A 23,954-nucleotide genomic window follows, 5' to 3' on the forward strand; every position below is an offset into this window, starting at 1 on the left:
TCTGAGTAACAGTCATGCCGAACGGCCACATCATCGTCGCGGACGACGACGCCGCCATCCGCACCGTCCTGAACCAGGCGCTGTCACGGGCGGGCTACGAAGTCCGCTCCACGGGCAACTGCGCCACCCTCTGGCGCTGGGTCGCGCAGGGCGAGGGCGACCTCGTCATCACCGACGTGGTGATGCCGGACGAGAACGTGTTCGACCTGCTGCCGCGCATCAAGCGCGTGCGGCCGGAACTGCCGATCATCGTGATGAGCGCGCAGAACACGTTCATGACCGCGATCCGCGCCTCGGAGCGCGGGGCCTACGAGTACCTGCCCAAGCCCTTCGACCTGAAGGAGCTGATCGCCATCGTCGGCCGCGCGCTCTCCCGGCCTCGCGGGGCGCCCACGCCCGGCGCCGGGCCGGAGAACGAGGACATCCCGCTGGTCGGCCGCTCGCCCGCCATGCAGGAGATCTACCGGGCGCTCGCCCGGCTGATGCCGACCGACCTCACCGTGATGATCACCGGCGAGTCGGGCACCGGCAAGGAGCTGGTCGCGCGCGCGCTCCACGATTACGGCCGCCGCCGCACCGGTCCGTTCGTGCCGGTGAACATGGCTGCTATCCCGCGCGATCTCATCGAATCCGAATTGTTCGGCCACGAGAAGGGCGCCTTCACCGGGGCGCTCCAGCGCTCGGCGGGCCGGTTCGAGCAGGCCGAGGGCGGCACGCTGTTCCTCGATGAGATCGGTGACATGCCGATGGAGGCGCAGACCCGACTGCTGCGCGTGCTGCAACAGGGCGAGTACACCACCGTCGGCGGCCGGGTGCCGATCCGCACGAACGTGCGCATCATCGCGGCGACCAACAAGGACCTGCGGGTCTCGATCCAGCAGGGCATCTTCCGCGAGGATCTGTTCTTCCGTCTGAACGTCGTGCCGCTGCGGCTCCCGGCCCTGCGCGAGCGCTCGGAGGACGTGCCCGACCTCATCCGCCACTTCTTCGTGCTGGTCGAGCGCGAGGGTCTGACACGCAAGACCCTCGACGGCGACGCGATGGAGAAGCTCAAGCGCTACCGCTGGCCGGGCAACGTCCGCGAGCTGGAAAACCTCGTCCGGCGACTCGCCGCCCTCTACCCGCAGGAGACGATCACCGGCCCCGTCATCGAGGCCGAACTCGACACCCTACCGCTCGCGCAGCCCGCCTCCGCGGGGGGCACCAACGGCGCGTCGCGCAAGGCCGCCGGGGAATCGGAGAGCCTGTCGAGCGCCGTGGAGCGGCACCTGTCCGATTACTTCTCGGGCTACCGCGACACTCTGCCGCCGCCCGGCCTCTATCACCGCATCCTGCGGGAGATCGAAGGCCCGCTGATCGGCGCGGCCCTCGCGGCCACGCGCGGCAACCAGATCCGGGCCGCCGAACTGCTCGGCGTGAACCGGAACACCCTACGCAAGAAGGTGCGCGACCTCGACCTGCAGGTGTTCCGCACCGCCCGCTGAGGCGACGGGCGGGGCCGGCCTACCGGCCCCGCATGATCGGATCGCCCGCCATCAGCGCGCGCAGCCGCTCGGTGTCGTAGCCGTTCGGAATGGCCGGGGCGGCCTTCTTGGGCGCGGCCACGGGGGCAGGGAGCGGTGCCGGGATCGAGCCGGTCGCGGAGGGTTCGAAGGCGACGGCGCGGGCCACCGGCGCCGGAGGCGCGAGATGGGTGAGCCTGTCGGCGCTGACGAAGACCACGATGGCGGTCGACAGCGTGACGACGAGGCCGCCGAGGAAGGGACGCAGGATACGCACGCCGCAGGACTCGGGAACACGGGATCGGGACGGCAACAGAATAGGCCCGTGGCCGTTAACGAAGCCCCACCCCCGACGCCCGCGAGACCCCATGTCCAACGTGCAGGCCACCGCCAGCGACAGCCCCTTCATCCAGGGCCGCAACGCCCGGCTCTACGGTAAGCCGAAAAGCGAGTGCCCCTATGCCGAGGGCACCGAGGACTACAAGGCCTGGATGCAGGCCTACGACGAGGCGCAGCAATCCGATCCGCCGCAAACACTCCGCTAAGGTAAAGTCGCGGCACACGGCGCTTTTTGGCCGTTACTGCGAGAATCCGAAGATCGACCGGACGGCCTATTAAGGAACGGCTCCCCCATTATTCGCCCATGAGTTGTGGTGGAGCGAGTCCGATGAGCGCGAGGCATGGAAAGCGGGTACCCCTCGACCGCCCCGGACGGGTCGTGGCGGACGAGGGCGCGCAGCATGCCTGCATCGTGCGGGACATCTCGGCGGCGGGCGCCCGCCTGCTCCTGCCCGAGGCGGGGCATGTGCCGGAGACCTTCACGCTGTCCCTCGATCCCGGCGGCGATCCCTGGACCTGCCGAGTGGTATGGCGCAGCCTCGGCGAGATCGGCGTGCGGTTCAACTGACCGTATGGCTTGACGGGGGAGGGCGGCCTCGGCTTCGTGCCGGGAACCCTTAACCCTCACCCCTGGTCCCGATGTCCCTGACGCCGAAGCCCGATTCGAAGAAGCGGTTTGGCCCCGCCACGCGCCTCGTCCATGCGGGCCGCGATCCGTCCGAGCAGCACGGTTTCGTCAACACGCCGATCTATCGCGGCTCCACGGTCCTGTTCCCGACCTACGACGACCTCCAGCATCGGCGCGGGCGCTACACCTACGGCACCCACGGCACGCCGACTTCGGACGCGCTCTGCGACGCCTGGAGCGAGATCGCCGGCGCCGCCGGCACGGTCGCAACACCCTCAGGCCTCGCCGCGCTCTCCATGGGCCTGATGGCCGCCGTCTCGGCGGGGGACCATCTCCTCGTCACCGACTCGGCCTACCGCCCGACCCGCATCTTCTGCGACGAGGTCCTGAAGCGCTTCGGCGTCGAGACCACCTATTACGATCCGCTGGTCGGCGCCGGCATCGGCGACCTGATGCGCGGGAACACGAAGGCCGTGCTGGTCGAGGCGCCGGGCTCGCTGACCTTCGAGATGCAGGACATCCCCGCCATCGCCGAGGCGGTGCATGCGCGCGGCGCCTGCGTGATCATGGACAACACCTGGGCGACGCCGCTCCTGTTTCCGCCGCACGAGCGCGGCGTCGACATCGCGGTGGAGGCGGGCACCAAGTACCTCAGCGGCGGCTCGGACCTGCTCCTCGGCCTCACCTCGGCCAACGCCCAGTACTGGCCGGCGCTGAACCGCACCTACCACCAGTTCTCGGTCTGCGCCGGGCCGGAGGACATGTTCCTCGCCCTGCGCGGGATGCGCACGATGGGCCTGCGCCTGCGCGAGCACGAGCGCCAAGCCCTCGACATCGCCCGCTGGCTCCAGGCCCGGCCGGAGGTGCTGCGCGTGCTCCATCCGGCCCTGCCGGAGGATCCCGGCCATGCCCTGTGGAAGCGCGACTTCTCCGGTGCGTCGGGCCTGTTCGGCGTGGTGCTGAAGCCGGTGCCGGAGGCCGCCGTGGCCGCCATGCTCGACGGGCTCGAACTTTTCGGGATGGGCTTTTCCTGGGGCGGCTTCGAGAGCCTGTGCATCCCCTTCGACTGCACCAGCTTCCGCACCGCCACCCGCTGGGAGCCGGGCGGGCCGACGCTGCGCTTCCACATCGGCCTGGAAGACCTCGCCGACCTCAAATCGGACCTCGATGCCGGCTTCGCGCGGCTGCGGGCGACCGCCGGCGGGATTTGACTTTCCCCGCCCGATCCCGATTGAGGAACCGGGATCGGAGAGCCGCGACCCGGAGCTTATGACCACACGCCTCTCAGCCGGCGCGCTCCCACGCGACGGCGACGCCCCGCCCGGTCCTCTGCGCGAAGGCCGCATCGTCCTGCTCGACCGGCTGTCCGCCAGCCATGCCCGCGCCTGCGCTGCGCTCGCCCTGCTGTGCCTGCTGCTGTTCCTGCCGGGGCAGATTTCCCTGCAGCCAATGGACCGGGACGAGCCGCGCTTCGCCCAGGCCTCCAAGCAGATGCTGGAGACCGGCGACTTCGTGTCGATCCGCTTCCAGGATGAGGCCCGCAACAAGAAGCCGGTCGGCATCTACTGGGCGCAGGCCGCCGCCGTGGCGGCGGGCGAGGCGCTCGGCGTGCCCCACGCCCGCACGCAGATCGCCCTCTACCGCCTGCCCTCGCTCCTCGGGGCGCTGGGCTCGGTGCTGCTCGCCTATTGGGGGGCGCTGGCCTTCCTGCCCCGCCGGAGCGCGCTCCTCGCCGCCGCCCTTTACGGCGCATGCCTGATGCTGAACGCCGAGGCGCATCTCGCCAAGACCGACGCGCTGCTGGCTGCCTGCGCCACCGCGAGCCTCGGGGCGCTGGCGCGGGTGTGGCTGCGACGGGAGCCGCGCCTCGGCACCCCGGTCTTCCTCGCCTTCTGGCTCGGCCTCGCCGTCGGCATCCTCGTGAAGGGGCCGATGGTGCCGCTGTTCGTGGCGCTGCCCGCCCTCTTCCTCTCGTGGAAGGCGCGCTCGGGCGGGTGGCTGAAGCCCCTGCGCCCCTGGGCCGGGCTCGGGCTGACGGCGCTGATCGTCGCCCCGTGGTTCGTGGCGATCACCCTCAAGAGCGGCAGCGCCTTCTATGCCGAGGCGGTCGGCAAGGACATGCTCGGCAAGGTCGGCGGCGCGGCCGAGCGCCATTGGGGCCCGCCCGGCGCCTACAGCCTCGCCTTCTTCGCCACCTTCTGGCCGGGCGCTGCCTTCGCCGCCATGGGCCTGCCGCTGGCGTGGCGCGAGCGCCGGGACGACGCCATCGCGTTCCTGATCGCGACGGTGCTGCCGGCCTGGCTCGTCTTCGAGGCGGTGCCGACGAAGCTGCCGCATTACGTGCTGCCGCTGATGCCCTGGATCGCCGTGCTGACGGTGATCGCCCTGGCACGCGGCGAGATCACGCCCCGCCGTCGCGGCGCCCGGGCGGTGGCCCTGCTGGTGCCGGCGATTCCCCTCGGCTTGACCCTCGGCCTCTGCCTCACCGGCTGGAAGCTCGACAACCACGCGATCCCCTGGTTCGCCCTGCCGGTGCTCGGCGCCGCCTGCCTCGTGGCCGGGGCGAGCTGGCTCGCCTTCGCCCGCGACCTGCCGGAGCGGGCCTTCGGCCTCGCGATCCTCGCCTCCTGCCTGCTCGGGCCGGCGGTGCTCGGCCTCGCGCAGCGGCAATTGCCGGCACTGAAGGTCTCGCCGCGCCTCGCCGCCCTGAAGGACACGCTGCCCTGCCGCGACCCGCTGATCGCGAGCCTCGGCTACCGTGAGCCGAGCCTCGTCTTCCTCACCGGCACCAATCTCGACCTCCTGCCCGACGCCGACGCGGCCAAGGCCTTCCTGCAGGGGGGCGGCTGCCGGCTGCTCTTCGTGGAGGGCAAGGAGCGCGATGCGTTCAACTTCGCCTGGCCCGTAGGCCGCCCCGCCCCGCCGCCGGTCGGCGTGGTCGAGGGCTTCAACCTCAACACCGGCCGTCGCGTGTTCGTGACGGCCTATGCGGCAACCCCATGATGTCCCCGGACGCCCCCCACCTGACCGTCGTCGTCCCCGTCAAGAACGAGGCCGGCAACATCGCCCCGCTGGTCGCCGAGATCGAGCAGGCCTGCGCCGGCCTGCCCTTCGAGGTGATCTACGTCGATGACGGCTCGACCGACGCCACCCCCGCCGCCCTGGAGGCCGCCCGCGCCGGCCGCCCCTGGCTGCGGGTGCTGCGGCATCAGGCCAGCGCCGGCCAATCGGCGGCGGTACGCAGCGGCGTGCTGGCCGCGCGCGGCACCATCGTGGCCACCCTCGACGGCGACGGCCAGAACGATCCGGCCTTCATCCCGGCGCTGCTGGAGGCCCTGGAACAGGCCGGGGAGGGCGCCGGCCTCGCGCAGGGCCAGCGGCGCGGCCGCAAGGACGGGCGCTTCAAGATGATCCAGTCGCGCATCGCCAACGGGGTGCGCGGGCGGATCCTCAAGGATTCCACCCGCGACACCGGCTGCGGGCTGAAGCTGTTCCGGCGGCACGTCTACCTGCGCCTGCCCTATTTCGACGCGCTCCACCGCTTCATGCCGGCCCTCGTCGCCCGCGAGGGCTACACGGTCGTCCATCGGGATGTGATCGACCGGCCGCGCCTCACCGGCACCTCGAATTACGGGCTGTTCGACCGGCTCTGGGTCGGGCTCCTCGATCTCGCCGGGGTGTGGTGGCTCATCCGGCGCAAGCGCGCCACGCCGCGCGCCGTCGAGACGGCGGCGCGGGAGGCGGATGCCACGAGGGACGAAGACGTCGGATGCTGATCCAACTCGCGCACGACCTGCCGGACTACTTCTACGACGTGTTCGTCACGCGCTTCGATTTCTGGCTCGTGTTCGGCATCCTGGCGCAGCTGATCTTCGGCTCCCGCTTCATTCTGCAATGGATCGCCAGCGAGCGGGCGGGGAAGAGCGTGATGCCGCTCTCCTTCTGGTTCCTCTCGATCGCCGGGGGGCTGATGACCCTGGTCTACGGCTTCGTGCGCAAGGAGCCGGTGATCATCATCGGCCAGGGCCTCTCGACGGGCATCTATGTCCGCAACCTCGCGCTGATCTTCCGGGAGCGGCAGCGCAAGCGCGGCGCGGCGGTATGACCCCGCTGCCTTCCTTCTACGACGACCTCGACGCCACCCTGTCGGAGCTCTGGCGGCTCCTGGCGGACGGGGCCGCGCACGGGCGCAGCGGCTTCCACCTGCCGACCCTCGCGACCGTGGCGGGGGAGGGGCCGCGCCTGCGCACGGTTGTGATGCGCGAGGCCGATCCCGTCGCCGGGACCCTGCGGTTCCACTGCGACCGCCGCTCGGACAAGGCGTTCGAACTGGCCGAGAACCCGGTTTGCGCGCTCGCCGTCTACGATGGGGCGGCGAAGATCCAGATCCGCATCGAGGGCCGGGCCGTCCTGCACACGGACGACGCGGTGGCCGAGGCGGCCTGGGCCGGCTCACGGGCGATGAGCCGGGTCTGCTACGGCGCCGAGCCGGCCCCCGGAACGGCGCTGACCGCCGGCAACGCCTACACCCTCCCCGACGAGGCGATGGCAGCCACGATGGGGCGGCGGAATTTCTGCGCGGTGGTGGTGCGAGCGCAGCGCCTCGACTTCCTCTACCTCGACCGAAGGGGCCATCGCCGCGCGGCATGGTGCCGGAACGGGGCCGATTGGGAAGGCGGCTGGGTGGCGCCGTAAGCCTTGCCGGGGTGCAGCTCGTCCCTTAAAGTAGGCAATCTCACTAGATTGGGGGTCGCCCATGGAGAAGACCATCTCGGCGGCGGAGGCCAACCGTGGGTTCTCCGAGATCCTGCGTGGCGTCCGCGACGGTCACAGCTACGTCGTGACGAACCACGGACGCCCGGTCGCGCGCATCGTCCCCGCCGAACGGGATGATGCCGCGCGCGACGCGAAGAAGGAAGCTTTGCTTGAACGCCTGAGAAATCAGCCCCTCATGAATGCTGGACGTTGGACGAGGGAGGAATTGTACGAGGATGAACCGTGAAGGTCGCCTTCGACACCAATGTCCTGATGTATGCGGAAGGCATCGACACGGCGGAGAAGCGTGACATCGCGGTCGGAATGATCAACGAGATCCCCAGGGACAAAACGATCATTCCCCTTCAGGCCTTCGGAGAATCCTTCAACGTCCTGGTCCGAAAGGGAAGACGGACGCGAGATCAAGCCCGCACCACGGTTCTCGGCTGGCTCGATCTCTACACCACCGTACCGACGACGCCTGAGATCTTGGCGGCGGCGACGGATATCGCTACCGAGCATCGCCTCGCGATCTGGGACGCGGTGATCCTCGCCGCCGCCTCGCAGGCGGGCTGCCGCCTCCTCCTCACGGAGGATCTTCAGGACGGCTTCCGATGGGGTGGCGTCACCGTCGCCAACCCCTTCGCGTCCCCGCGGCATCCTCTGCTCGATGCCGCTCTCGCCAAATCCGGCCCGCTGTCCTGAGGGAGCGGGCCGGCGAAGGAGCGATCAGGCGAACATATCCGGCTGGGTCGCCGCGATGTGGTTGTAGATGGTCTGGAAGTGCAGCCAGCCGATATAGTCGCTGCCGACATGCTCGCGGCTGTAGCGGGCGGTCTTCTCGGAGAGCAGCTGCGGCTTGATGCCGGTGGCCTCGACCATCAGCTGCTGCTTGCAGGCGCGCTCCAGGGCGATGAACCAGAAGGCCGCGTCGTCGATGCTGTGCTGCGAGCAGGTCAGCAGGCCGTGGTTCTGGTGCAGCACGCCGCGGTTGCGGCCGATCTGCTGGGCCACCGACATCCCGCTGCCCTTCTCCACCGCCACCGCGCCGGCCGAGGCGCCGATCACCGCGTGACTGTTGTAGAAGGCGGCGGCGTCCTGGCTGATCATGTCGAGCGGACGGCCCGTGGCGCACCATGCGGTGCCGTAGGTGGTGTGCGCGTGGCACATCGCCATGACCTCGGGATACTCCTCGTGCACGGCGGCGTGCAGCACGAAGCCGGCCCGGTTGATCGCGTAGCGGCCCTCGACCACCCGGCCGTTATGGTCGGCGAGGATGAGGTTCGACATGTTCACCTGCGAGAAGTGAACGCACATCGGGTTGGTCCAGTACAGCTCGGGACGCTCCGGGTCGCGGATCGTCAGGTGCCCGGCGAAGCCGTAATCGAAGCCGTGCATCGCGAAGGAACGGCAGGCGGCGACGAGGTGCTTCTTGCGGTACTCGCGCTCCTCGGCGTGGTTGGCGAAGTCCGGGATCTCCGGGAAGATCAGGCCGGCCTGCTCGGGCTGGTAGATCGAGGTCCGCTTGCGGCCGGAATCGTCGTTCGGCAGGTCGATGGCGACGGTGTCGTGGTGATCGTGTTCGTCGAGCATGGCGTGTCCTTTCGGTGAGGGTGAGGGTGTGGGGTCGAGGGGGAGACGCGCCGTCAGCGGTTGACGAGGCGCTTGGGCATGGTGAGAGCGAGCATGCTGCCGATCGCGAGGCAGGCGGCCAGGGTGTAGACACCGAGGCTCGTCGACTTCGTCGCGTCGATGATCCAGCCGATCAGGTAGGGGCTGACGAAGCCCGCGAGGTTGCCGACCGAGTTGATCACCGCGATCCCGGTGGCCGCCGCCGCGCCGGCGAGCACCGCGGTCGGCAGGCACCAGAACTGGGCGAGGGTGACGAGCACGCCGATGGTGGCGACGGTGAGCGCGGCTTCGGCGATGACGAGGTCCCGGCTGAACCAGATGCTCACCAGCCAGCCGGCGGCGCCGACGAGGCCAGGGACCACGATGTGCCAACGCCGTTCGCGGGCCGCGTCCGACATCCGGCCGACCGCGATCATCGCCGCCGCCGCCGCGCCGTAGGGGAGCATGGTGAGCAGGCCGATCTGCAGGGGATCGGAGACGCCCGCGCCCTTGATCAGCGTCGGCAGCCAGAAGCCGACACCGTAGAGGCCCATGATGAAGAAGAAATAGATCCCGCTCAGCAGCCACACCCAGCCGCTGGTGAAGCCGTCGCGGAAGCGATGCGCGGCCACGGTCGAGGCGTCGGCGGCGATGTTGCGCTGAAGCAGCGCCTTCTCGTCGGCGCTGAGCCACTTCGCCTTGGCGATGCCGTTGTCGAGGTAGGCGAGCACGCAGAAGCCGAGGACGAGCGAGGGCAGGGCCTCGATCAGGAACAGCCACTGCCAACCGGCGAGCCCGTGCATCCCGGTGAAGGCGTTCATGATCCAGCCCGAGAGCGGGCCGCCGATCAGGCCGGCGATCGGGATGCCGGTCATGAACAGGGCGATGATGCCGCCCCGGCGCTCGGACGGGTACCAGTAGGTCAGGTACAGGATCACGCCCGGGAACAGGCCGGCTTCCGCCACGCCGAGCAGGAAGCGCAGGACGTAGAAGATGGTCGGGCTCGTCACGAACATCATCGCGGCCGAGATGATCGCCCAGCTGATCATCACGCGGGCGATCCACACCCGCGCGCCGACCTTGTGCAGGATCATGTTGCTCGGCACTTCGAACAGGAAGTAACCGATAAAGAAGATGCCCGCGCCGAGGCCGTAGATGGTCTCGCTGAACTGAAGATCGTTCAGCATCTGCAGCTTGGCGAAGCCGACGTTGACGCGATCGAGATAGGCCGCGACGTAACAGGCGAACAGGAACGGCACGAGACGCCACGTCACCTTTCGGTAGACCCGTGTCGCCTCGTCGATGACCGGTCCGGCAAGAGCTGCGACCCCCTGCGCCATTGTCGTTATCCTCCCAGGATCATTGGTTTTGTGTCTGCCGTCTGCGCGGCATGGGAATTATTTTTCTGCCTCTCGCCGCCCTTTGACAAACGACGATTTTTCACCGACAGGTGAATGGAATTCATGGATCGGGCGATGCGGCGGATCCCGAGCTTTCCGGCGCTTCGCGCCTTCGAGGCGGCGGCGCGGCTCGGCAGTTTCGCGCGGGCGAGCGAGGAACTGTGCCTCACGCCCTCCGCGATCAGCCACCAGATCCGGGCGCTCGAACGGCAGTTCGGCCGGGCACTGTTCCGGCGGGAGAACCGGCAGGCGAGCCTCACCGCCGACGGGGAACGCCTGCTCGTTGGCCTGTCGCGGGCCTTCGACGGAATCGAGGCGGCCTGCGCGGAGCTGATGCCGGCCACGGGTCAGGCGCTCGCGGTCCACTGCACCCCGAGCTTCGCCACCAAATGGCTCGGCCCGCGCCTGCCGGGCTTCGTGGCGGCCAACCCAGCCATCGCGATCCGCCTGTCCTCCGGCGCCGAGCCCGTGGACCTGATGCGCCACGCCGAGATCGACGTGCTGGTCGCCTACGGCCAGCCGCCGCGCGGGGCGGGGCTGCGGGTCGAGCCCCTGGGGCCGGAGGAGATCGCCGCCCTGTGCCGGCCGGATCTCGCCCACGCGGCCGCCGACCTCTCCCCCACCGCCATCGCCCGGCTGACCTGGCTTGAATCCTCGTTCAGCCCCGTGCGCTGGGCGGATTGGTTCGCGCAGAACGACCTCGCGCCGCCGAAGGCGCGCGGTGGCCCGGCCTTCGACCGGGGCTCCCTCGTGATCTCGGCGGCGGTGCAGGGGCTGGGCGTCGCCCTGGAGACCCTGCGCTTCGCGGAGGACGAGATCGCCTCCGGTGCCCTGGTGCGGCTCGGCGAGGGCCGCTGCACGGGGATCCGGCGCGACCTGCATTTCCTCTGCTGGCGCGCCCGCGACGACGACGCCCCCGGCATCCGCCGCTTCCGGGACTGGATCCTGGCGGAGGAACGCCGCCGGAGTGACGCCCGGATAGCAGCTTTGCATCCAGGCGCCTGACGACAGGGCCCGGTCTCGGTTAGAGACGCGCGGGCCGGCTCCTCGAACGCGAGCCGGGTTGAGGGAAACGCCGTGGGCCTCGTCTACGCGCTCGCCGCCTATCTGAGCTGGGGCCTCGTGGTCCCGCTGCATTTCCGGCTGCTCGGCGGGTTCAGCCCCTGGTACATCCTGGCCGAGCGCGTCGTGTGGTCGACCGTCTTCGCCGGATGCCTCGCGCTCGCCTGGCGCAACCGCCTGCGGCTGCCGATCCCGCTGACGCGCAAGCACGGGCTCCTCGTGCTCTCGGCGCTGTTCATCGGCGTGAACTGGCTGCTCTACCTCATCGCCATCGACCGGGGGCATCTGCTCGATGCGAGCCTCGGCTATTACATCAACCCGCTGATGAACGTGGCGCTCGGCCGGCTCATCCTCGGGGAGCGGCTACGGCCGGTGCAGGCGGTCGCCATCGGCATCGCGGCGGCCGGGGTCTTGGTGGCGGTGATCTGGGCGGGCGACCTGCCGCTCATGTCGCTGGCGCTCGCCACCTCCTTCGCCCTCTACGGGCTGGTGCGGAAGATCGTGGCGGTGGATTCCCTCGTGGGCTTCCTGGCCGAGACGCTGCTCCTCCTGCCCATCGCCGTCGTCTGGCTGGTGCTCACCCCGGAGCCGTTCCTGCCCGCCGACCCGCACAAGCTCGGCCTGCTCCTGCTCACCGGCCTCACCACGGCGTTGCCGCTGATCTGGTTCGCCGCCGCCGCCGTGCGCCTGCGCCTGACGACCCTCGGCCTCCTCCAGTACGTCGCCCCGACCTGCCTGCTGATCCTGAGCGTGATGGTCTTCGACGAGCATGTGGAGCCGCACCGGGCGGCGATGTTCGGGCTAATCTGGCTCGGCCTCGCCCTCTACACCGTCGATGCCCTGCGCGGCCGGCGGGCCGAGATGAAGGCGGCACCGCTGCGGGCGTGAGCCGCGCGGATACCTTTCGCGGGCACGCGCCCTACCTCTTGCGCAATCCAGGACCGGCGGGACCGATGAGCGAACCAGTGGACGGCGATGCCGTCACCGACGACGATTTCCGCAACCTCGCGGATGCCCTGCCGCAGCTCGCTTGGATCGCCCGGGCCGATGGGCACATCGTCTGGTACAACGCCCGCTGGTACGACTACACGGGCACAACCTTCGACGCGATGCAGGGGTGGGGCTGGCGCAACATCCACCACCCGGACCACATCGCCGCCGTGGAGGTGCGCTACCGCCTGTCCGTCGAGGCGGGGGTGCCGTGGGAGGACACGTTCCCCCTGAAGGGCGCCGACGGCGAGTACCGCTGGTTCCTGTCCCAGGCGATGCCGCACCGGGCGCCGGACGGGACGATCCTGCGCTGGTACGGCACCAACACCGACATCTCCCGCCGCCGCGTCACCGAGGAGCGGCTGCGCCATTCCGAGGAGCGGTTCCGCGCGCTGGTCGATGCCTCGGCGGCGGTGATCTGGAACACCAACGCGGAGGGCGAATTGCTGCCGCCGCAGCCGCGCTGGGGCGCCTATACCGGTCAGACCGAGGAAGGCTACCAGGGCTGGGGCTGGATCGACGCGGTCCATCCCGACGACCGGGGTGAGATCGCCGAGGCCTGGGCGCGCTCCGTCGAGGAGCGGGTGCCCTACGCGGTGACGCACCGCCTCCTCCGGCACGACGGCGTCTGGCGGGACATGGAAGCGCGGGGCGTGCCCGTCTTCGCCACGGACGGGTCGCTGCGGGAATGGGTCGGCACCCATACCGACATCACCGCCCGCAAGGAGGCCGAGGCCGAGGCCGAGCGGGCCCGGCAGGCCGCCGAGGCGGCGAACCGGGCGAAGAGCCAGTTCATCGCCAACATGAGCCACGAATTGCGCACGCCGCTCTCGGCGGTGATCGGCTATTCGGAGATGCTGGGCGAGGAACTGGAGGATATCGGCCAGGCGGCGCTGCTGCCGGACCTGCGCAAGATCGAGTCGGCCGCCCGCCACCTGCTCTCGCTCATCAACGACGTCCTCGACATCTCGAAGATCGAGGCCGGGCGCGTCACCGCCTCCGCCGAGACCTTCACGGTCGCCGACCTGCTGCAGGACGTGACCGACGCCACCGGCTCCCTCGTGGAGAAGAAGGCGAACCGCTTCGTCCTTGATGCCGGCCCGGATCTCGGCGCCATGCACCAGGACCAGACCAAGATCCGCCAGTGCCTGCTGAACCTCGTCGGCAACGCCGCGAAGTTCACCGAGAACGGCACGATCACCCTCACCGCGCGCCGCCACCGGGAGGACGGCGCCGACTGGCTCTCCTTCGCCGTGTCGGATACCGGCATCGGCCTGACGAAGGAGCAGATGGGCAAGCTGTTCCAGCGCTTCGTGCAGGCCGACGATTCGACCACGCGGCAATTCGGCGGCACCGGCCTCGGGCTTGCCATCACCCGCGCCTTCTGCATCACCATGGGCGGCGAGATCGGCGTCGAGAGCCAGCCGGGCCGGGGCGCGACCTTCACCATGCGCCTGCCCTCGATCCTCATCACGGAGGACGATCCGGCGGAGGAGCTGCCCGCCGTGGAGGCGCATGAGCAGCACGACACCGTGCTCCTCGTGGACGACGACCCGGCCGCGCGGGAACTGCTCCAGCGCTTCCTCGAACGGGAGGGCTTCCATGTCCGCACCGCCGCGGACGGGCGCGCGGGCCTCACCCTGGCGCGGGCCTTGCGGCCGCGGGCGATCCTCCTCGACGTCGAGATGCCCCGCATGGACGGCTGGGCGGTGCTCCACGCGGTGCGCAACGACGCGGACCTCGCCGGCACCCCCGTCATCATGACCTCGGTGGTGGCCGAGCAGGGACTCGGGCAGGCGCTCGGCGCCACGGATTACTTCGTGAAGCCCATCGATTGGGACCGGCTGAAGGGGCTGATGGAGCATTACCGGCCCCAGGCGCCCAACGAGGCGCGGGTGCTGGTGGTGGACGACGACGCGGACGGGCGCGAGCGCCTGCGCCGCTCCCTCTCCCGCGAGGGCTGGACCGTGGACGAGGCCGCCAACGGACGCCTCGCCCTGGAGCATTACGACCGCTCGCGGCCTAACCTGATCCTCCTCGACCTGATGATGCCGGAGATGGACGGGTTCGGCTTCCTCCGCGCCCTGCGCTCGCGGCCGGACGGCGACGTGCCGGTGGTGGTGCTGACGGCGAAGGAGATCACCCCCGCCGAGAAGGCGAGCCTCGGCGCGCAGGCCGACCGGGTGATCTCGAAGGGCTCGCTGAGCCTCGCCGAGATCGGCCGGCAATTGCGGGTGCTCTATGCCCGGTCGGTCAACGAGACCGTTCCCGGCCGGATTCAGGGCCTTATCGAACAGTTGGCGGAGAAGGACGGATGAGCGACACGGTCGATCCCGACAAGGCGGTGGCGATCCGCCTGCGCGCGCGCCTCGCGGTGGTGGAGCGGGCCGCATGGTTCGGCCTCGTCCACGCCATGCGCACCCGCCCCGAGGAGACGGAAGCCTTCATCGCCTCCGAACGCGCCCGCTGCGCGGAAGGGTTCGGCGGTACGGCCTGGGCGAGGGACCTGACCGACGCCGAACGCGCCCTGCTCGGCGCCGAGGTCGACAAGGGTCTCGCCGAGTTGCTGGCGGATGCCAAGGACGCGGTCTAATCCGGCTCGCAATGACGGCGGCGTGTAAACTCCGCGTGGCTCAATCGAACAGGATAGGATCGCGATGCAGAGTGCGGCTCAGCTCACAGATGAATGCAATCGAACAATCGCCCTCGAAGGCACGAGGTGGGACGACCTTTTCGCCGAGACAGCGCGTCTCAGTGACGATTTTCTCGCCGACCGAGATCAGCTCATAGCCGAGGAACGCGAAGAGCTTTGAATCCGGGCGCCCCGGTGCAGGGCGCCCGGTGTGTCGGCTAGCGCCGGCAGAAGCCGCGCGGGGTGCGGTAGAGGCCGGGCGGGCAGCCGCGCGGGGCCCCGCTGATCGCCCGGCGGATGGCGCCGCGCGGGCCGCGGTTCAGGCGGCAGCCGCCCATCGGGCCACGATGCTCGCCGAAGCCGCAGCCGCCGCGCACGAGCACCACGGAGGCCTCGCCGTCGGAAAGGGGGGTGGGGGCGAAGGGCGCCGCCTGAGCGGCACCGCCCGCGAACAGGGCCACGGAAGCGGCCAGGATCATCCCGGACAGTCGCATGGGTCGTTTCTCCCGTAAGGGGCGGAAATCCGTGACGCGGGTCCGCCCGTGGCTGCCCCTCTGGTCCGGGCAGCCAAACGCAACGGCCAAGCTCGTTTCTCCGTTCCGCGCCTCAGGGACGCCCGTAGAGATCGCGCCATGCGGGCGGCAGGCCCTCGTAACGGCCCTCGCCGGGCGGCGTCGGGGTCACGCCGGGCAGGCTCGTCGCCGCGTGGATGCCGAGGGCGATGGCCCGCGCCAGCACCCGCGCCGCCGCGTGGCCGAGCCGGGCCGTGTCGGCGATGGGGTCGGTGAGGGGCCGTTCCCCCGTCGCGGCGGCGAAGACGAGGTCGCCGTCGAGTGGCGTATGGGCGGGCACCAGGGCACGGGCGAGGCCGTCCTGCGCGGCCACCGCGAGGCGGCGGCACTGCGCCTTGGTGAGGCGGGCGTCGGTCGCCACGACGGCCAGCGTCGTCGCGGAGCCGGCGGCGACGCGGGCGGGGAAGGCGTGGGCCTCCTCCGGCACCGGACAGGGCAGGCCGAGCCCGCCGAACTCGTCCCCCACCTCGAAGGGCGCCGCCCAGAAATGTGGGCCGTTCCCCACCACGGCGCTGCCGAAGGCGTTCACCGCCACCAGCGCGCCGACCTGGAACGGCGTGCCCGGCACCGCCGCCGAGGCCGAGCCGAGGCCGCCCTTCAGGGTGGCGGTGCGCGCCCCCGTCCCGGCCCCCACCGAACCGAGGGCGAAATCCCGCGCCGCCGCCTCGGCGGCGTGCCGGCCGAGGGTGCGATAGGGCGGGTCGGCGCCCCATCCCTTGTCGCCGCCGTTGAGGAGGTCGAACAGGATCGCCGCCGGCACGATGGGCACGCGCATTCCACCGACCGGAAAGCCGCGTCCCTGCTCGGCGAGCCAGCCCGTCACCCCGGCGGCGGCGTCGAGGCCGAACGCGGACCCGCCGGAGAGGACCAGCGCGTCGATGGCCTCCACCGTGCGCTCGGGATCGAGCAGGTCGGTCTCGCGGGTGCCCGGCCCGCCGCCGCGGACATCGACGGAGGCCACCGCCGGCCGGTCGAACAGGATCGCGGTGACGCCGCTGCGCACCGCCAGATCCTGGGCGTGGCCGACCGTGATGCCGGAAATGTCGGTGAGAAGGCCGCTCCGGCGGGAATCGCTCATGGCCTGACTGTGCCACGGGCCGGGACCGGCCGGAACGGGCGGCCCATGCGCCACCGCACTTTCCGGGCGCCGGATGGTTTCCATCTTGGCGACCGTAGACGAGGGAGAGTCACATGGATGTCGGGTTCATCGGAATGGGGCGCATGGGCCGGGGCATGGCGGCCCGCCTCGCGGAGCAGGGGCACAGCGTCCGCGCCTGGAACCGCTCGCCGGAGGCGGCGCGGGGCCTGCCGGGCGTCACCGCCGTGGCCAGCGCGGCGGAGGCGTTCCGAGGCGACGCGGTGATCACCATGCTCGCCGACGACGCGGCGCTGGAAGCGGTGCTCGTCCAGGGCGGGCTCCTCGACGGCGCCGGTCGGCCGGGCGTCCATCTCGGCATGAGCACGATCTCGGTGGCGCTGGCCGAGCGGCTGACCGCGATCCACGGGCGGGCGGGCATCCCCTACGTCTCCGCGCCGGTCTTCGGCCGGCCCGACGTGGCCGAGGCGGGCAAGCTCAACATCGTCGCCGCCGGCCCCGATGCGGCGATCGACGGCGCCGCGCCGCTCCTTGACGCGATGGGCGCGAAGACTTGGCGCTACGGCGAGGAGCCGAAGCGCGCCAACGCCGTGAAGCTCGCGGGCAACTTCATGCTGATCGCGGCCATCGAGGCCATGGGCGAGGCCTGCGCCTTCACCGAGGGCCACGGCGTCACCGGCGCCGAATTCCTCGACCTGATGACGAACACGATCTTCGCCTCGCCGGTCTACAAGAACTACGGCGCGGCCATCGCCGCCCGCCGCTACGAGCCGCCGGGTTTCGGCCTGCGCCTCGGCGCGAAGGACGTGCGCCTCGCCCTCCAGGCGGGGGAGGCGGCCGGCGTGCCGATGCCCTTCGCCAGCGTGCTCCGCGACGGGCTGATCGAGGCGATGAGCCACGGCGACGGCGAGAAGGACCTTTCCGCCCTCGCCGAGGTGGCACGGCGACGTGGCGGCCGGCGCTGACTGCGACACGGCCTGCGACATTGTGCACTGAGTGACATTCGCGTGATCAGATCCAGTCGATTTTAATCGAACGTTGAGTTGCGCGAGCGAAGTACGGGTTCTCGATATCCGGGGACCCGTCATGCTTTCATATGTCCGCCGCAAGTCTCGAGCGCTCACGCTCTCGGCCAAAGTCATTCTCCTCGCAATGCTCGCCGTGACCCTCACCACGGGCGCGATCTGGGCATCGGTCTCGCGCCAAACCTGGTCGCAGATGGAGGATCGGCAGCGGCTGAACGGCGAGCGCAACCTGCGGACGCTGGCCCTCGTCCTCGCCGGACGCCTGCCGGGGGCGAAGACCGACCTCGAAGGCACCCGCGTCTCGCGCGTGACCTCGCCCGATCTCGCGGGCTTCGCGGACACGTCGGTGGTGGACGATGCGGTCGCCTATACCGGCGGCGTCGCCACGATCTTCTCCTACGACGCGGCCAAGGACAGCTTCGTCCGCCGGCAGACCACCGTCCGCAAGGAGGACGGCTCCCGCGCGGTCGGCACGGCGCTCGCCGCCGACAGCCCGGCCCAGGGTGTGCTGCGCGCGGGCAAGACCTACGAGGGGCCGACGGTGCTGTTCGGGCGCCGCTTCTACACCGTCTACCAGCCGGTCTTCGACGGCGCCGGCAAGGTGAACGGCGTGCTCTTCGTCGGCCTGCCCATCGAGATGTACTACGACGCCCACGCCGAGACGATGCGCCAGCTGAGCCTCGCCGCCCTGGTCATCGCCGTCGTCGCCTGCGCCCTGGTGGGCATCGCCGCCTCGCGGCTGTTCCGCCCCTTCGCCGCCATGTCGAGCCGGATCGAAGCGCTCGCGGCGGGCGACACCGACAGCCCGGTGGGCCACACCCAGCGCGGCGACGAGATCGGCGCCGTGGCACGCTCCCTGGAGACCCTGCGCGAGGCCGTGCGCCGGACCCACGAACTCGAAGGCCTGCAGAGCACCGACGCGGAGAAGGCCGCCCGCCGCCGGATGATGCTCGACCAGACCATCGCCGCCTTCCGTAGCCGGGTCGATGCCCTCAAGGGCACACTCACCGCCAGCACCGGCGACATGCGCGGCCGCGCCGAGGAGATGCGCCTGCGCGCCGGAGAGGCCGAGGCGGCCGTGGCCGGCACGGCGCGGGCCTCGCAGGAAACCTCATCGAGCGTGCAGACGGTGGCGAGCGCCGCCGAGGAGTTGCACGCCTCCATCGCCGAGATCGGCGGCCAGCTCGGGCAGGCCGAGACCCTGGTCTCGTCGGCGGCCGGCGAGTCCTCCGCCATGGAGCAGCAGATCGGCGGTCTCGCCGAGGCGGCCTCGCGGATCGGCACCGTGGTCGGCCTCATCCGCACCATCGCGGAGCAGACCAACCTGCTCGCCCTCAACGCCACGATCGAGGCCGCCCGCGCCGGGGAGGCGGGGCGCGGCTTCTCCGTCGTCGCCGCCGAGGTGAAGCAGCTAGCCGCGCAGACCGCCCGCGCCACGGAGGAGATCGCCGATCAGATCGGTGCGGTCCAGGCCGCCACCGGCACGACGGTCGCCGCCATCGGCCGGATGGGCGAGCAGATGCGCGCCGTCCAGGCCACGACCGCCGGCATCGCAATCGCCGTCTCGGCCCAGGGCGACGCCACCGCCGAGATCTCGCGCAACGTCGCCGAGACGGCGCAAGCCACGGGCGCCATCGCCCACGGCATGAGCGTGGTGAGCGACGCGACCCAGCGCTCGGCGCGGCTGGCCGAGACGGTCACGGCCGCCGCCGGTTCGGTGGACAGCGTCGCCTCGGAACTGGAAAGCGAGATCGGCCAGTTCCTCGCCCAGGTCGCGGCCTAGAGACCGAAGCGCGCAAAGGCCGCCCTTTCTTCGAGGGCGGCCAGGGTTTCCCCGGGCAGGGCGGCGACGGCTTCGCCGATCCCGCCCGGCGCCCCCCGGCGGAGGATGCGGCTGAAGAAGCCGCCCTTCGCCTCCGCGACCACCACGAGATCGACCTTCTCGCCGAAGCGGGCACGCATCGTGCCGCGCAGGTCGCCGATGGCGTCCACCAGCCCGAGGGGCAGGGCCTGACGCCCGGTCCAGACGGCCCCCGTGAACAGGTTCTCCCCCGCCAGCAGGCTTTTCCGCCGGGAGGAGACGAGTTCGGTGAACAGGCCCTGCACGTCGGCCTGGATGCGCTTCAGCCGATCGATGTCGGCGGGGTCCTCCGGCCGGAACGGATCGAGCATCGCCTTCGCCTCGCCGATCGTGTGCACCCGGCGTTCGATGCCGAGCTTCTCCAACAGGCCGGGGAAGCCGAACCCCGCCGAGACCACGCCGATGGAGCCGACGATGGAGGTCGGGTCCGCGACGATCTCGTCGGCGGCGCAGGCGATCATGTAGCCGCCCGAGGCCGCGACATCCTCCACGAAGGCGACGACCGGCAGGCCCTTCTCCTCCGCGAGCGTCCGGATGCGCCGATGGATCAGGTGCGACTGCGCAGGCGAGCCGCCGGGCGAGTTGATGACCAGCGCCACCGCCTTCACCCCCGGCAGGGTGAAGGCCCGCTCCAGGCTGCCCGCCACGGAGGCGATGGAGAGGCCCGGCCTCAAGGGCGAGGCCGCACCGATCGTCCCCGAGAGGCGGACCACCGCGACGCGCGGGCGCCGATTGCGCAGGCGGCCCGGCAGCAAGGCACGAAAACGTTCGGACAACGCGGTCATGAGGGCTCGACTCGACGGATTTCGGTCACGGGGGAGCATAATGGGATTTCAGTCCGCCGCCGCAAGGGCGGGTGCGGCGACGCGGCGGGCGCCGAGTCACCTCCGGTTAGCCGTCTGCGCAGTCTGCGACACAAGCTATGCGGGAACGATCGAACCGTTTCGCGCCTCCCGCCGTTGCTCGCGGACGGACCTGCGATCCTGCGGGCCGTCTGCGATGACCGGGAGGAAGACGAGATTATGCGCTCCTTGAGACTGCCGCGCTGGCCGATCCTGATTCTGCTGGCCGCCTTCTTCTTCGGCCCGACCGCCGCCCCGGTGAGCGCCGCCCCGCTCCCCGTGCCGATGGCCGCCGCCGAGACCGCCCCGGCCGCCGCCGTGGAGAAGACCCAGTACTACGGCTACCGCCGCCACTACGGCTACCGCCCCTATGGGTTCCGCCGTCACTACGGCTTCCGTCGCCATTACGGTTACCGTCGTCACTGGGGTTACCGCCGCCATTTCGGCCCGCGCTACTACCGTCGCGGCCCGGCTTTCTTCTACTGAGTGACACCGTCGCGCCCCGGCCGAAACGCCGGGGCGCGCCTTGCGCGCGCACGCGAAAGCCCTTAACCAACCGTCTGATATCTTTGCGCTTCCACAGCGACCCGCGTGGCCCCGGCAGGACGCTGCCTGAGGCCCGGACACAGACGGACAGACAACTTGGCCGAGACCGATCCGACGGGCGCCCCGCCGCCCGCCAGCGACATCCGCCCCGTTTCCATCACCGACGAGATGCGCCGCTCCTACCTCGATTACGCGATGAGCGTGATCGTGAGCCGCGCGCTGCCGGATGCCCGCGACGGACTGAAGCCGGTGCATCGGCGCATCCTCTACTCGGCGTTCGAGTCGGGGCACCTGCCGGAGCGCAAATACGTCAAGTCGGCCCGCATCGTCGGCGACGTGATCGGTCTCTACCATCCGCACGGCGACCAATCGATCTACGATGCCCTGGTCCGCATGGCCCAGGACTTCTCGATGCGCCTGATGCTCATCGACGGGCAGGGCAATTTCGGCTCGGTGGACGGCGATCCCCCCGCCGCCATGCGCTACACCGAATCCCGCCTGGCCAAGCCGGCCATCGCGCTGCTCAGCGACATCGACAAGAACACCGTCGATTTCGGGCCGAACTACGATGAGTCCCGCGAGGAGCCCCTGGTTCTCCCGGCGCGGTTCCCGAACCTCCTCGTCAACGGGGCGGGCGGCATCGCGGTCGGCATGGCGACCAACATCCCGCCGCACAACCTCGGCGAGTTGATCGATGCCTGCATCGCTCTGATCGACGAGCCGGAGCTGACCATCGAGCAACTGAACCAGATCGTCCCCGGGCCGGACTTCCCGACCGGCGGCATGATCCTCGGCCGGGCCGGCACCCGGCAGGCCTACACCACCGGCCGCGGCTCGGTGATCATGCGGGCGAAGTCCCATGTCGAGGAGCTTCGCAAGGAGCGCGAGGCGCTGATCTTCACCGAGATCCCGTATCAGGTGAACAAGGCGACGCTGGTCGAGAAGATCGCCGAACTCGTCAAGGAAAAGCGGGTCGAGGGCATTTCGGACCTGCGCGACGAATCCGACCGCAGCGGCATGCGCATCGTGGTCGAAATCAAGCGCGACGCCATGGCCGAGGTGGTGCTGAACCAGCTCTACCGCTTCACGCCGCTGCAAAGCTCCTTCGGCTGCAACATGGTCGCCCTCAACGGCGGCCGCCCCGAACTGATGAACCTGAAGGACCTGCTGCAGGCCTTCGTGGACTTCCGCGAGGAGGTCGTCTCCCGCCGGACCAAGTATCTCCTCGGCAAGGCCCGCGAGCGCGCCCACGTCTTGTGCGGCCTCGCCATCGCCGTCGCCAACATCGACGAGGTGATCCGCCTGATCCGCACCTCGCCGGACCCGAACTCAGCCCGCGAGGCGCTGATGGCCCGCGACTGGCCGGCGCACGACATCGCCCCGCTCATCGCCCTGGTGGACGATCCGCGCCACCGCGTCGCCGAGGACGGGACCTACCGCCTCTCCGAGTTGCAGGCCCGCGCGATCCTCGACCTTCGCCTGCAGCGCCTCACGGCCCTCGGCCGGGACGAGGTCGGGGACGAGTTGAAGAAGCTCGCCGACGAGATCGCGGATTACCTCGACATCCTGCGCTCGCGGGCTCGGATCCAGGGCATCGTGAAGGGCGAACTGGCGGAAGTCCGCGAGCAATTCGCCACGCCGCGCCTGACCGAGATCGTCGACTTCGATTCGAGCGTCGAGGACGAAGACCTGATCCAGCGGGAGGATATGGTCGTCACCGTGTCCCACGCGGGCTACGTGAAGCGCGTACCGCTCTCGACCTACCGTTCGCAGCGGCGAGGCGGCAAGGGCCGCTCCGGCATGGCGACCCGCGATGAGGATTTCGTCACCCGCCTGTTCGTGGCCAACACCCACACACCGGTGCTGTTCTTCTCCAGCCAGGGCCAAGCCTACAAGGAGAAGGTGTGGCGCCTGCCGATGGCCGCGCCGAACGCCCGGGGCAAGGCGCTCGTCAACATCCTGCAATTGCAGGACACGTCGGAACGCATCACCACGATCATGCCGCTGCCGGAGGACGAAGCCTCCTGGGAGACGCTGGACGTGATGTTCGCCACCGCGAGCGGCAACGTCCGGCGCAACAAGCTGTCGGACTTCACCACCGTGAACCGCAACGGCAAGATCGCCATGAAGCTCGATGAGGGCGACCACATCGTCCATGTCGAGATCTGCCGGCCGGACCAGAACGTGCTGCTGACCACGGCGCTCGGGCAGTGCATCCGCTTCCCCGTCGAGGACGTGCGCGTGTTCAAGGGCCGCGACTCGACCGGCGTGCGCGGCATCAACCTCGCGCAGGGCGACCGGGTCATCTCGATGACCATCCTCAACGCCTTCGAGGCCACGCCCGAGGAGCGCTCGGGCTACCTGAAGATGCGCCGCGCCGTGACCGGCGAGGTCGAGGAGGGCAACGAGGAGCCGGAGGAGGGCGCCGAGGCCGCCGCGATCTCCCTCGACCGCTACAACGAGATGGGCGGGGCCGAGCAATACGTGCTGACGATTTCCGAGCGCGGCTACGGCAAGCGGTCCTCGTCCTTCGAGTACCGGACGTCGGGGCGCGGCGGAAAGGGCATCACGGCGATGCGGGTGAATGCCCGCAACGGGCACCTCGTGGCGTCGTTCCCCGTGGAGGCGTCGGACCAGATCATGCTGGTCACGAATGGCGGTCAGCTGATCCGCGTGCCGGTGGACGATATCCGCATCGTCGGCCGCGCCTCACAGGGCGTGACCGTGTTCAACACCGACAAGACCGAGAAGGTCGTCTCGGTGGAGCATATCGAGGGTGAAGAGGAAGGCGAGGGCGAGGCCGAGACGGCCTGATCGCCCTCACCGTCGTCGGGCGCTCAGCGCCCGGCGGCCGCCCGCCGGTTGGCGATGCGGGAGAACATGTTGCCGGTGTAATCGGCGACCTTGGGCTTCTCAGGCTCGCCGACCTGAGCCTCGAACGCCTCGATCCGCTTCAAAAGGGCGGCATCGTTGAACAGCGACGAGTTGAACGTCTTGTGGGCACGGGGGCCGAGGGCGGCCTGGACCGCGTCGAGGCGGGCGAGGAGCTCTTTGCGCGTCACGGGTTTCTCCGGGGGCGGGACGGCAGCACGC

25 protein-coding genes are annotated in these 23,954 nt (G+C 70.3%); 18 read left to right on the forward strand and 7 right to left on the reverse strand.

Going from position 1 to position 23,954, the window contains the following annotated elements:
- Window positions 1–14: 14 nt before the first annotated feature.
- On the forward strand, window positions 15–1,484 hold the full coding sequence (gene ntrC, locus MKK52_RS18220; RefSeq protein ID WP_243956180.1) for a nitrogen regulation protein NR(I): 1,470 nt from the start codon (window positions 15–17) through the stop codon (window positions 1,482–1,484).
- Window positions 1,485–1,503: 19 nt separating this feature from the next.
- Here the strand turns inward: ntrC and MKK52_RS18225 are convergent, their stop codons facing one another.
- Window positions 1,504–1,779, reverse strand: a complete 276-nt coding sequence (locus MKK52_RS18225) for a hypothetical protein (protein WP_243956182.1) — start codon at window positions 1,777–1,779, stop codon at window positions 1,504–1,506.
- Window positions 1,780–1,870: 91 nt separating this feature from the next.
- Here MKK52_RS18225 and MKK52_RS18230 point away from each other — a divergent pair, with 91 nt between their 5' ends.
- The 9 genes from MKK52_RS18230 to MKK52_RS18270 all read left to right on the forward strand — a co-directional run bounded on the left by MKK52_RS18230 (window position 1,871) and on the right by MKK52_RS18270 (window position 7,929).
- On the forward strand, window positions 1,871–2,047 hold the full coding sequence (locus MKK52_RS18230) for a hypothetical protein (protein ID WP_243956183.1): 177 nt from the start codon (window positions 1,871–1,873) through the stop codon (window positions 2,045–2,047).
- Window positions 2,048–2,169: 122 nt separating this feature from the next.
- Complete coding sequence (locus MKK52_RS18235; protein WP_243956184.1) at window positions 2,170–2,409, forward strand: PilZ domain-containing protein; 240 nt, start codon at window positions 2,170–2,172, stop codon at window positions 2,407–2,409.
- A gap of 71 nt (window positions 2,410–2,480) precedes the next feature.
- Window positions 2,481–3,680: a cystathionine beta-lyase gene (gene metC / locus MKK52_RS18240; RefSeq protein ID WP_243956185.1), complete on the forward strand. Its 1,200-nt coding sequence runs from the start codon at window positions 2,481–2,483 to the stop codon at window positions 3,678–3,680.
- A 58-nt stretch (window positions 3,681–3,738) separates the two neighbouring features.
- Window positions 3,739–5,472 carry an ArnT family glycosyltransferase gene (locus tag MKK52_RS18245; RefSeq protein ID WP_243956186.1) on the forward strand — a complete coding sequence of 578 codons (1,734 nt, stop codon included), beginning with the start codon at window positions 3,739–3,741 and terminating at the stop codon, window positions 5,470–5,472.
- Window positions 5,469–6,245 carry a glycosyltransferase family 2 protein gene (locus tag MKK52_RS18250; RefSeq protein ID WP_243956191.1) on the forward strand — a complete coding sequence of 259 codons (777 nt, stop codon included), beginning with the start codon at window positions 5,469–5,471 and terminating at the stop codon, window positions 6,243–6,245. Before MKK52_RS18245 ends, MKK52_RS18250 begins: the two co-directional genes overlap by 4 nt.
- The gene (locus MKK52_RS18255) at window positions 6,239–6,574 is read left to right on the forward strand and encodes a lipid-A-disaccharide synthase N-terminal domain-containing protein (RefSeq protein WP_243956193.1); all 336 of its coding nucleotides are present in this window, start codon (window positions 6,239–6,241) and stop codon (window positions 6,572–6,574) included. Before MKK52_RS18250 ends, MKK52_RS18255 begins: the two co-directional genes overlap by 7 nt.
- Entirely contained in the window at window positions 6,571–7,164 is a 594-nt protein-coding gene (locus MKK52_RS18260; protein WP_243956195.1) for a pyridoxamine 5'-phosphate oxidase family protein, read from the forward strand. The genes MKK52_RS18255 and MKK52_RS18260 overlap by 4 nt, the downstream gene beginning before the upstream one ends.
- Window positions 7,165–7,225: 61 nt before the next feature.
- Entirely contained in the window at window positions 7,226–7,471 is a 246-nt protein-coding gene (locus MKK52_RS18265; RefSeq protein WP_243956197.1) for a type II toxin-antitoxin system Phd/YefM family antitoxin, read from the forward strand.
- Window positions 7,468–7,929, forward strand: coding sequence for a PIN domain-containing protein (locus MKK52_RS18270; protein ID WP_243956199.1), 462 nt, complete (start codon window positions 7,468–7,470; stop codon window positions 7,927–7,929). The genes MKK52_RS18265 and MKK52_RS18270 overlap by 4 nt, the downstream gene beginning before the upstream one ends.
- Window positions 7,930–7,953: 24 nt before the next feature.
- On the opposite strand, the gene MKK52_RS18275 is transcribed toward MKK52_RS18270, so the two are convergent.
- Complete coding sequence (locus MKK52_RS18275; protein ID WP_243956201.1) at window positions 7,954–8,817, reverse strand: class II aldolase/adducin family protein; 864 nt, start codon at window positions 8,815–8,817, stop codon at window positions 7,954–7,956.
- Window positions 8,818–8,870: 53 nt separating this feature from the next.
- On the reverse strand, window positions 8,871–10,175 hold the full coding sequence (locus MKK52_RS18280; protein ID WP_243956203.1) for an MFS transporter: 1,305 nt from the start codon (window positions 10,173–10,175) through the stop codon (window positions 8,871–8,873).
- A 114-nt stretch (window positions 10,176–10,289) separates the two neighbouring features.
- Between MKK52_RS18280 and MKK52_RS18285 the strand changes: the two genes are divergently transcribed.
- From MKK52_RS18285 to MKK52_RS18300, 4 genes are all read left to right on the forward strand, one after another.
- On the forward strand, window positions 10,290–11,240 hold the full coding sequence (locus MKK52_RS18285) for a LysR substrate-binding domain-containing protein (protein ID WP_243956206.1): 951 nt from the start codon (window positions 10,290–10,292) through the stop codon (window positions 11,238–11,240).
- A 72-nt stretch (window positions 11,241–11,312) separates the two neighbouring features.
- Window positions 11,313–12,185, forward strand: a complete 873-nt coding sequence (gene rarD, locus MKK52_RS18290; RefSeq protein ID WP_243956207.1) for an EamA family transporter RarD — start codon at window positions 11,313–11,315, stop codon at window positions 12,183–12,185.
- A 65-nt stretch (window positions 12,186–12,250) separates the two neighbouring features.
- The gene (locus tag MKK52_RS18295; protein WP_243956208.1) at window positions 12,251–14,605 is read left to right on the forward strand and encodes a response regulator; all 2,355 of its coding nucleotides are present in this window, start codon (window positions 12,251–12,253) and stop codon (window positions 14,603–14,605) included.
- Complete coding sequence (locus MKK52_RS18300; protein WP_243956209.1) at window positions 14,602–14,880, forward strand: hypothetical protein; 279 nt, start codon at window positions 14,602–14,604, stop codon at window positions 14,878–14,880. The genes MKK52_RS18295 and MKK52_RS18300 overlap by 4 nt, the downstream gene beginning before the upstream one ends.
- A gap of 257 nt (window positions 14,881–15,137) precedes the next feature.
- Here MKK52_RS18300 and MKK52_RS18305 read toward each other — a convergent pair whose 3' ends face one another.
- Together MKK52_RS18305 and MKK52_RS18310 are read right to left on the reverse strand one after the other, a co-directional pair.
- Window positions 15,138–15,413, reverse strand: a complete 276-nt coding sequence (locus tag MKK52_RS18305; protein ID WP_243956210.1) for a GCG_CRPN prefix-to-repeats domain-containing protein — start codon at window positions 15,411–15,413, stop codon at window positions 15,138–15,140.
- Between the two features lie 112 nt (window positions 15,414–15,525).
- Window positions 15,526–16,569 carry a P1 family peptidase gene (locus MKK52_RS18310; RefSeq protein ID WP_243956211.1) on the reverse strand — a complete coding sequence of 348 codons (1,044 nt, stop codon included), beginning with the start codon at window positions 16,567–16,569 and terminating at the stop codon, window positions 15,526–15,528.
- 113 nt (window positions 16,570–16,682) lie between these two features.
- Here MKK52_RS18310 and MKK52_RS18315 point away from each other — a divergent pair, with 113 nt between their 5' ends.
- A complete protein-coding gene (locus tag MKK52_RS18315) occupies window positions 16,683–17,552 on the forward strand; it encodes an NAD(P)-dependent oxidoreductase (protein ID WP_243956212.1) in 870 nt (289 codons plus the stop codon).
- A 121-nt stretch (window positions 17,553–17,673) separates the two neighbouring features.
- On the forward strand, window positions 17,674–19,395 hold the full coding sequence (locus MKK52_RS18320; protein ID WP_243956215.1) for a methyl-accepting chemotaxis protein: 1,722 nt from the start codon (window positions 17,674–17,676) through the stop codon (window positions 19,393–19,395).
- On the opposite strand, the gene MKK52_RS18325 is transcribed toward MKK52_RS18320, so the two are convergent.
- A complete protein-coding gene (locus MKK52_RS18325; protein ID WP_243956216.1) occupies window positions 19,392–20,258 on the reverse strand; it encodes a S49 family peptidase in 867 nt (288 codons plus the stop codon). The genes MKK52_RS18320 and MKK52_RS18325 overlap by 4 nt on opposite strands.
- 237 nt (window positions 20,259–20,495) lie before the next feature.
- Here MKK52_RS18325 and MKK52_RS18330 point away from each other — a divergent pair, with 237 nt between their 5' ends.
- Window positions 20,496–20,801 carry a hypothetical protein gene (locus tag MKK52_RS18330; protein WP_243956217.1) on the forward strand — a complete coding sequence of 102 codons (306 nt, stop codon included), beginning with the start codon at window positions 20,496–20,498 and terminating at the stop codon, window positions 20,799–20,801.
- A gap of 156 nt (window positions 20,802–20,957) precedes the next feature.
- Window positions 20,958–23,675 carry a DNA gyrase subunit A gene (gene gyrA / locus MKK52_RS18335; RefSeq protein WP_243956218.1) on the forward strand — a complete coding sequence of 906 codons (2,718 nt, stop codon included), beginning with the start codon at window positions 20,958–20,960 and terminating at the stop codon, window positions 23,673–23,675.
- 23 nt (window positions 23,676–23,698) lie between these two features.
- On the opposite strand, the gene MKK52_RS18340 is transcribed toward gyrA, so the two are convergent.
- Window positions 23,699–23,923 (reverse strand): hypothetical protein, encoded by a 225-nt coding sequence (locus tag MKK52_RS18340; RefSeq protein ID WP_243956219.1) that lies wholly within the window; start codon window positions 23,921–23,923, stop codon window positions 23,699–23,701.
- Between the last annotated feature and the right edge of the window lie 31 nt (window positions 23,924–23,954).

The sequence above is a fragment of the Methylobacterium sp. J-067 genome (assembly GCF_022829465.1).
GTDB classification, from domain to species: Bacteria; Pseudomonadota; Alphaproteobacteria; order Rhizobiales; family Beijerinckiaceae; genus Methylobacterium; species Methylobacterium litchii.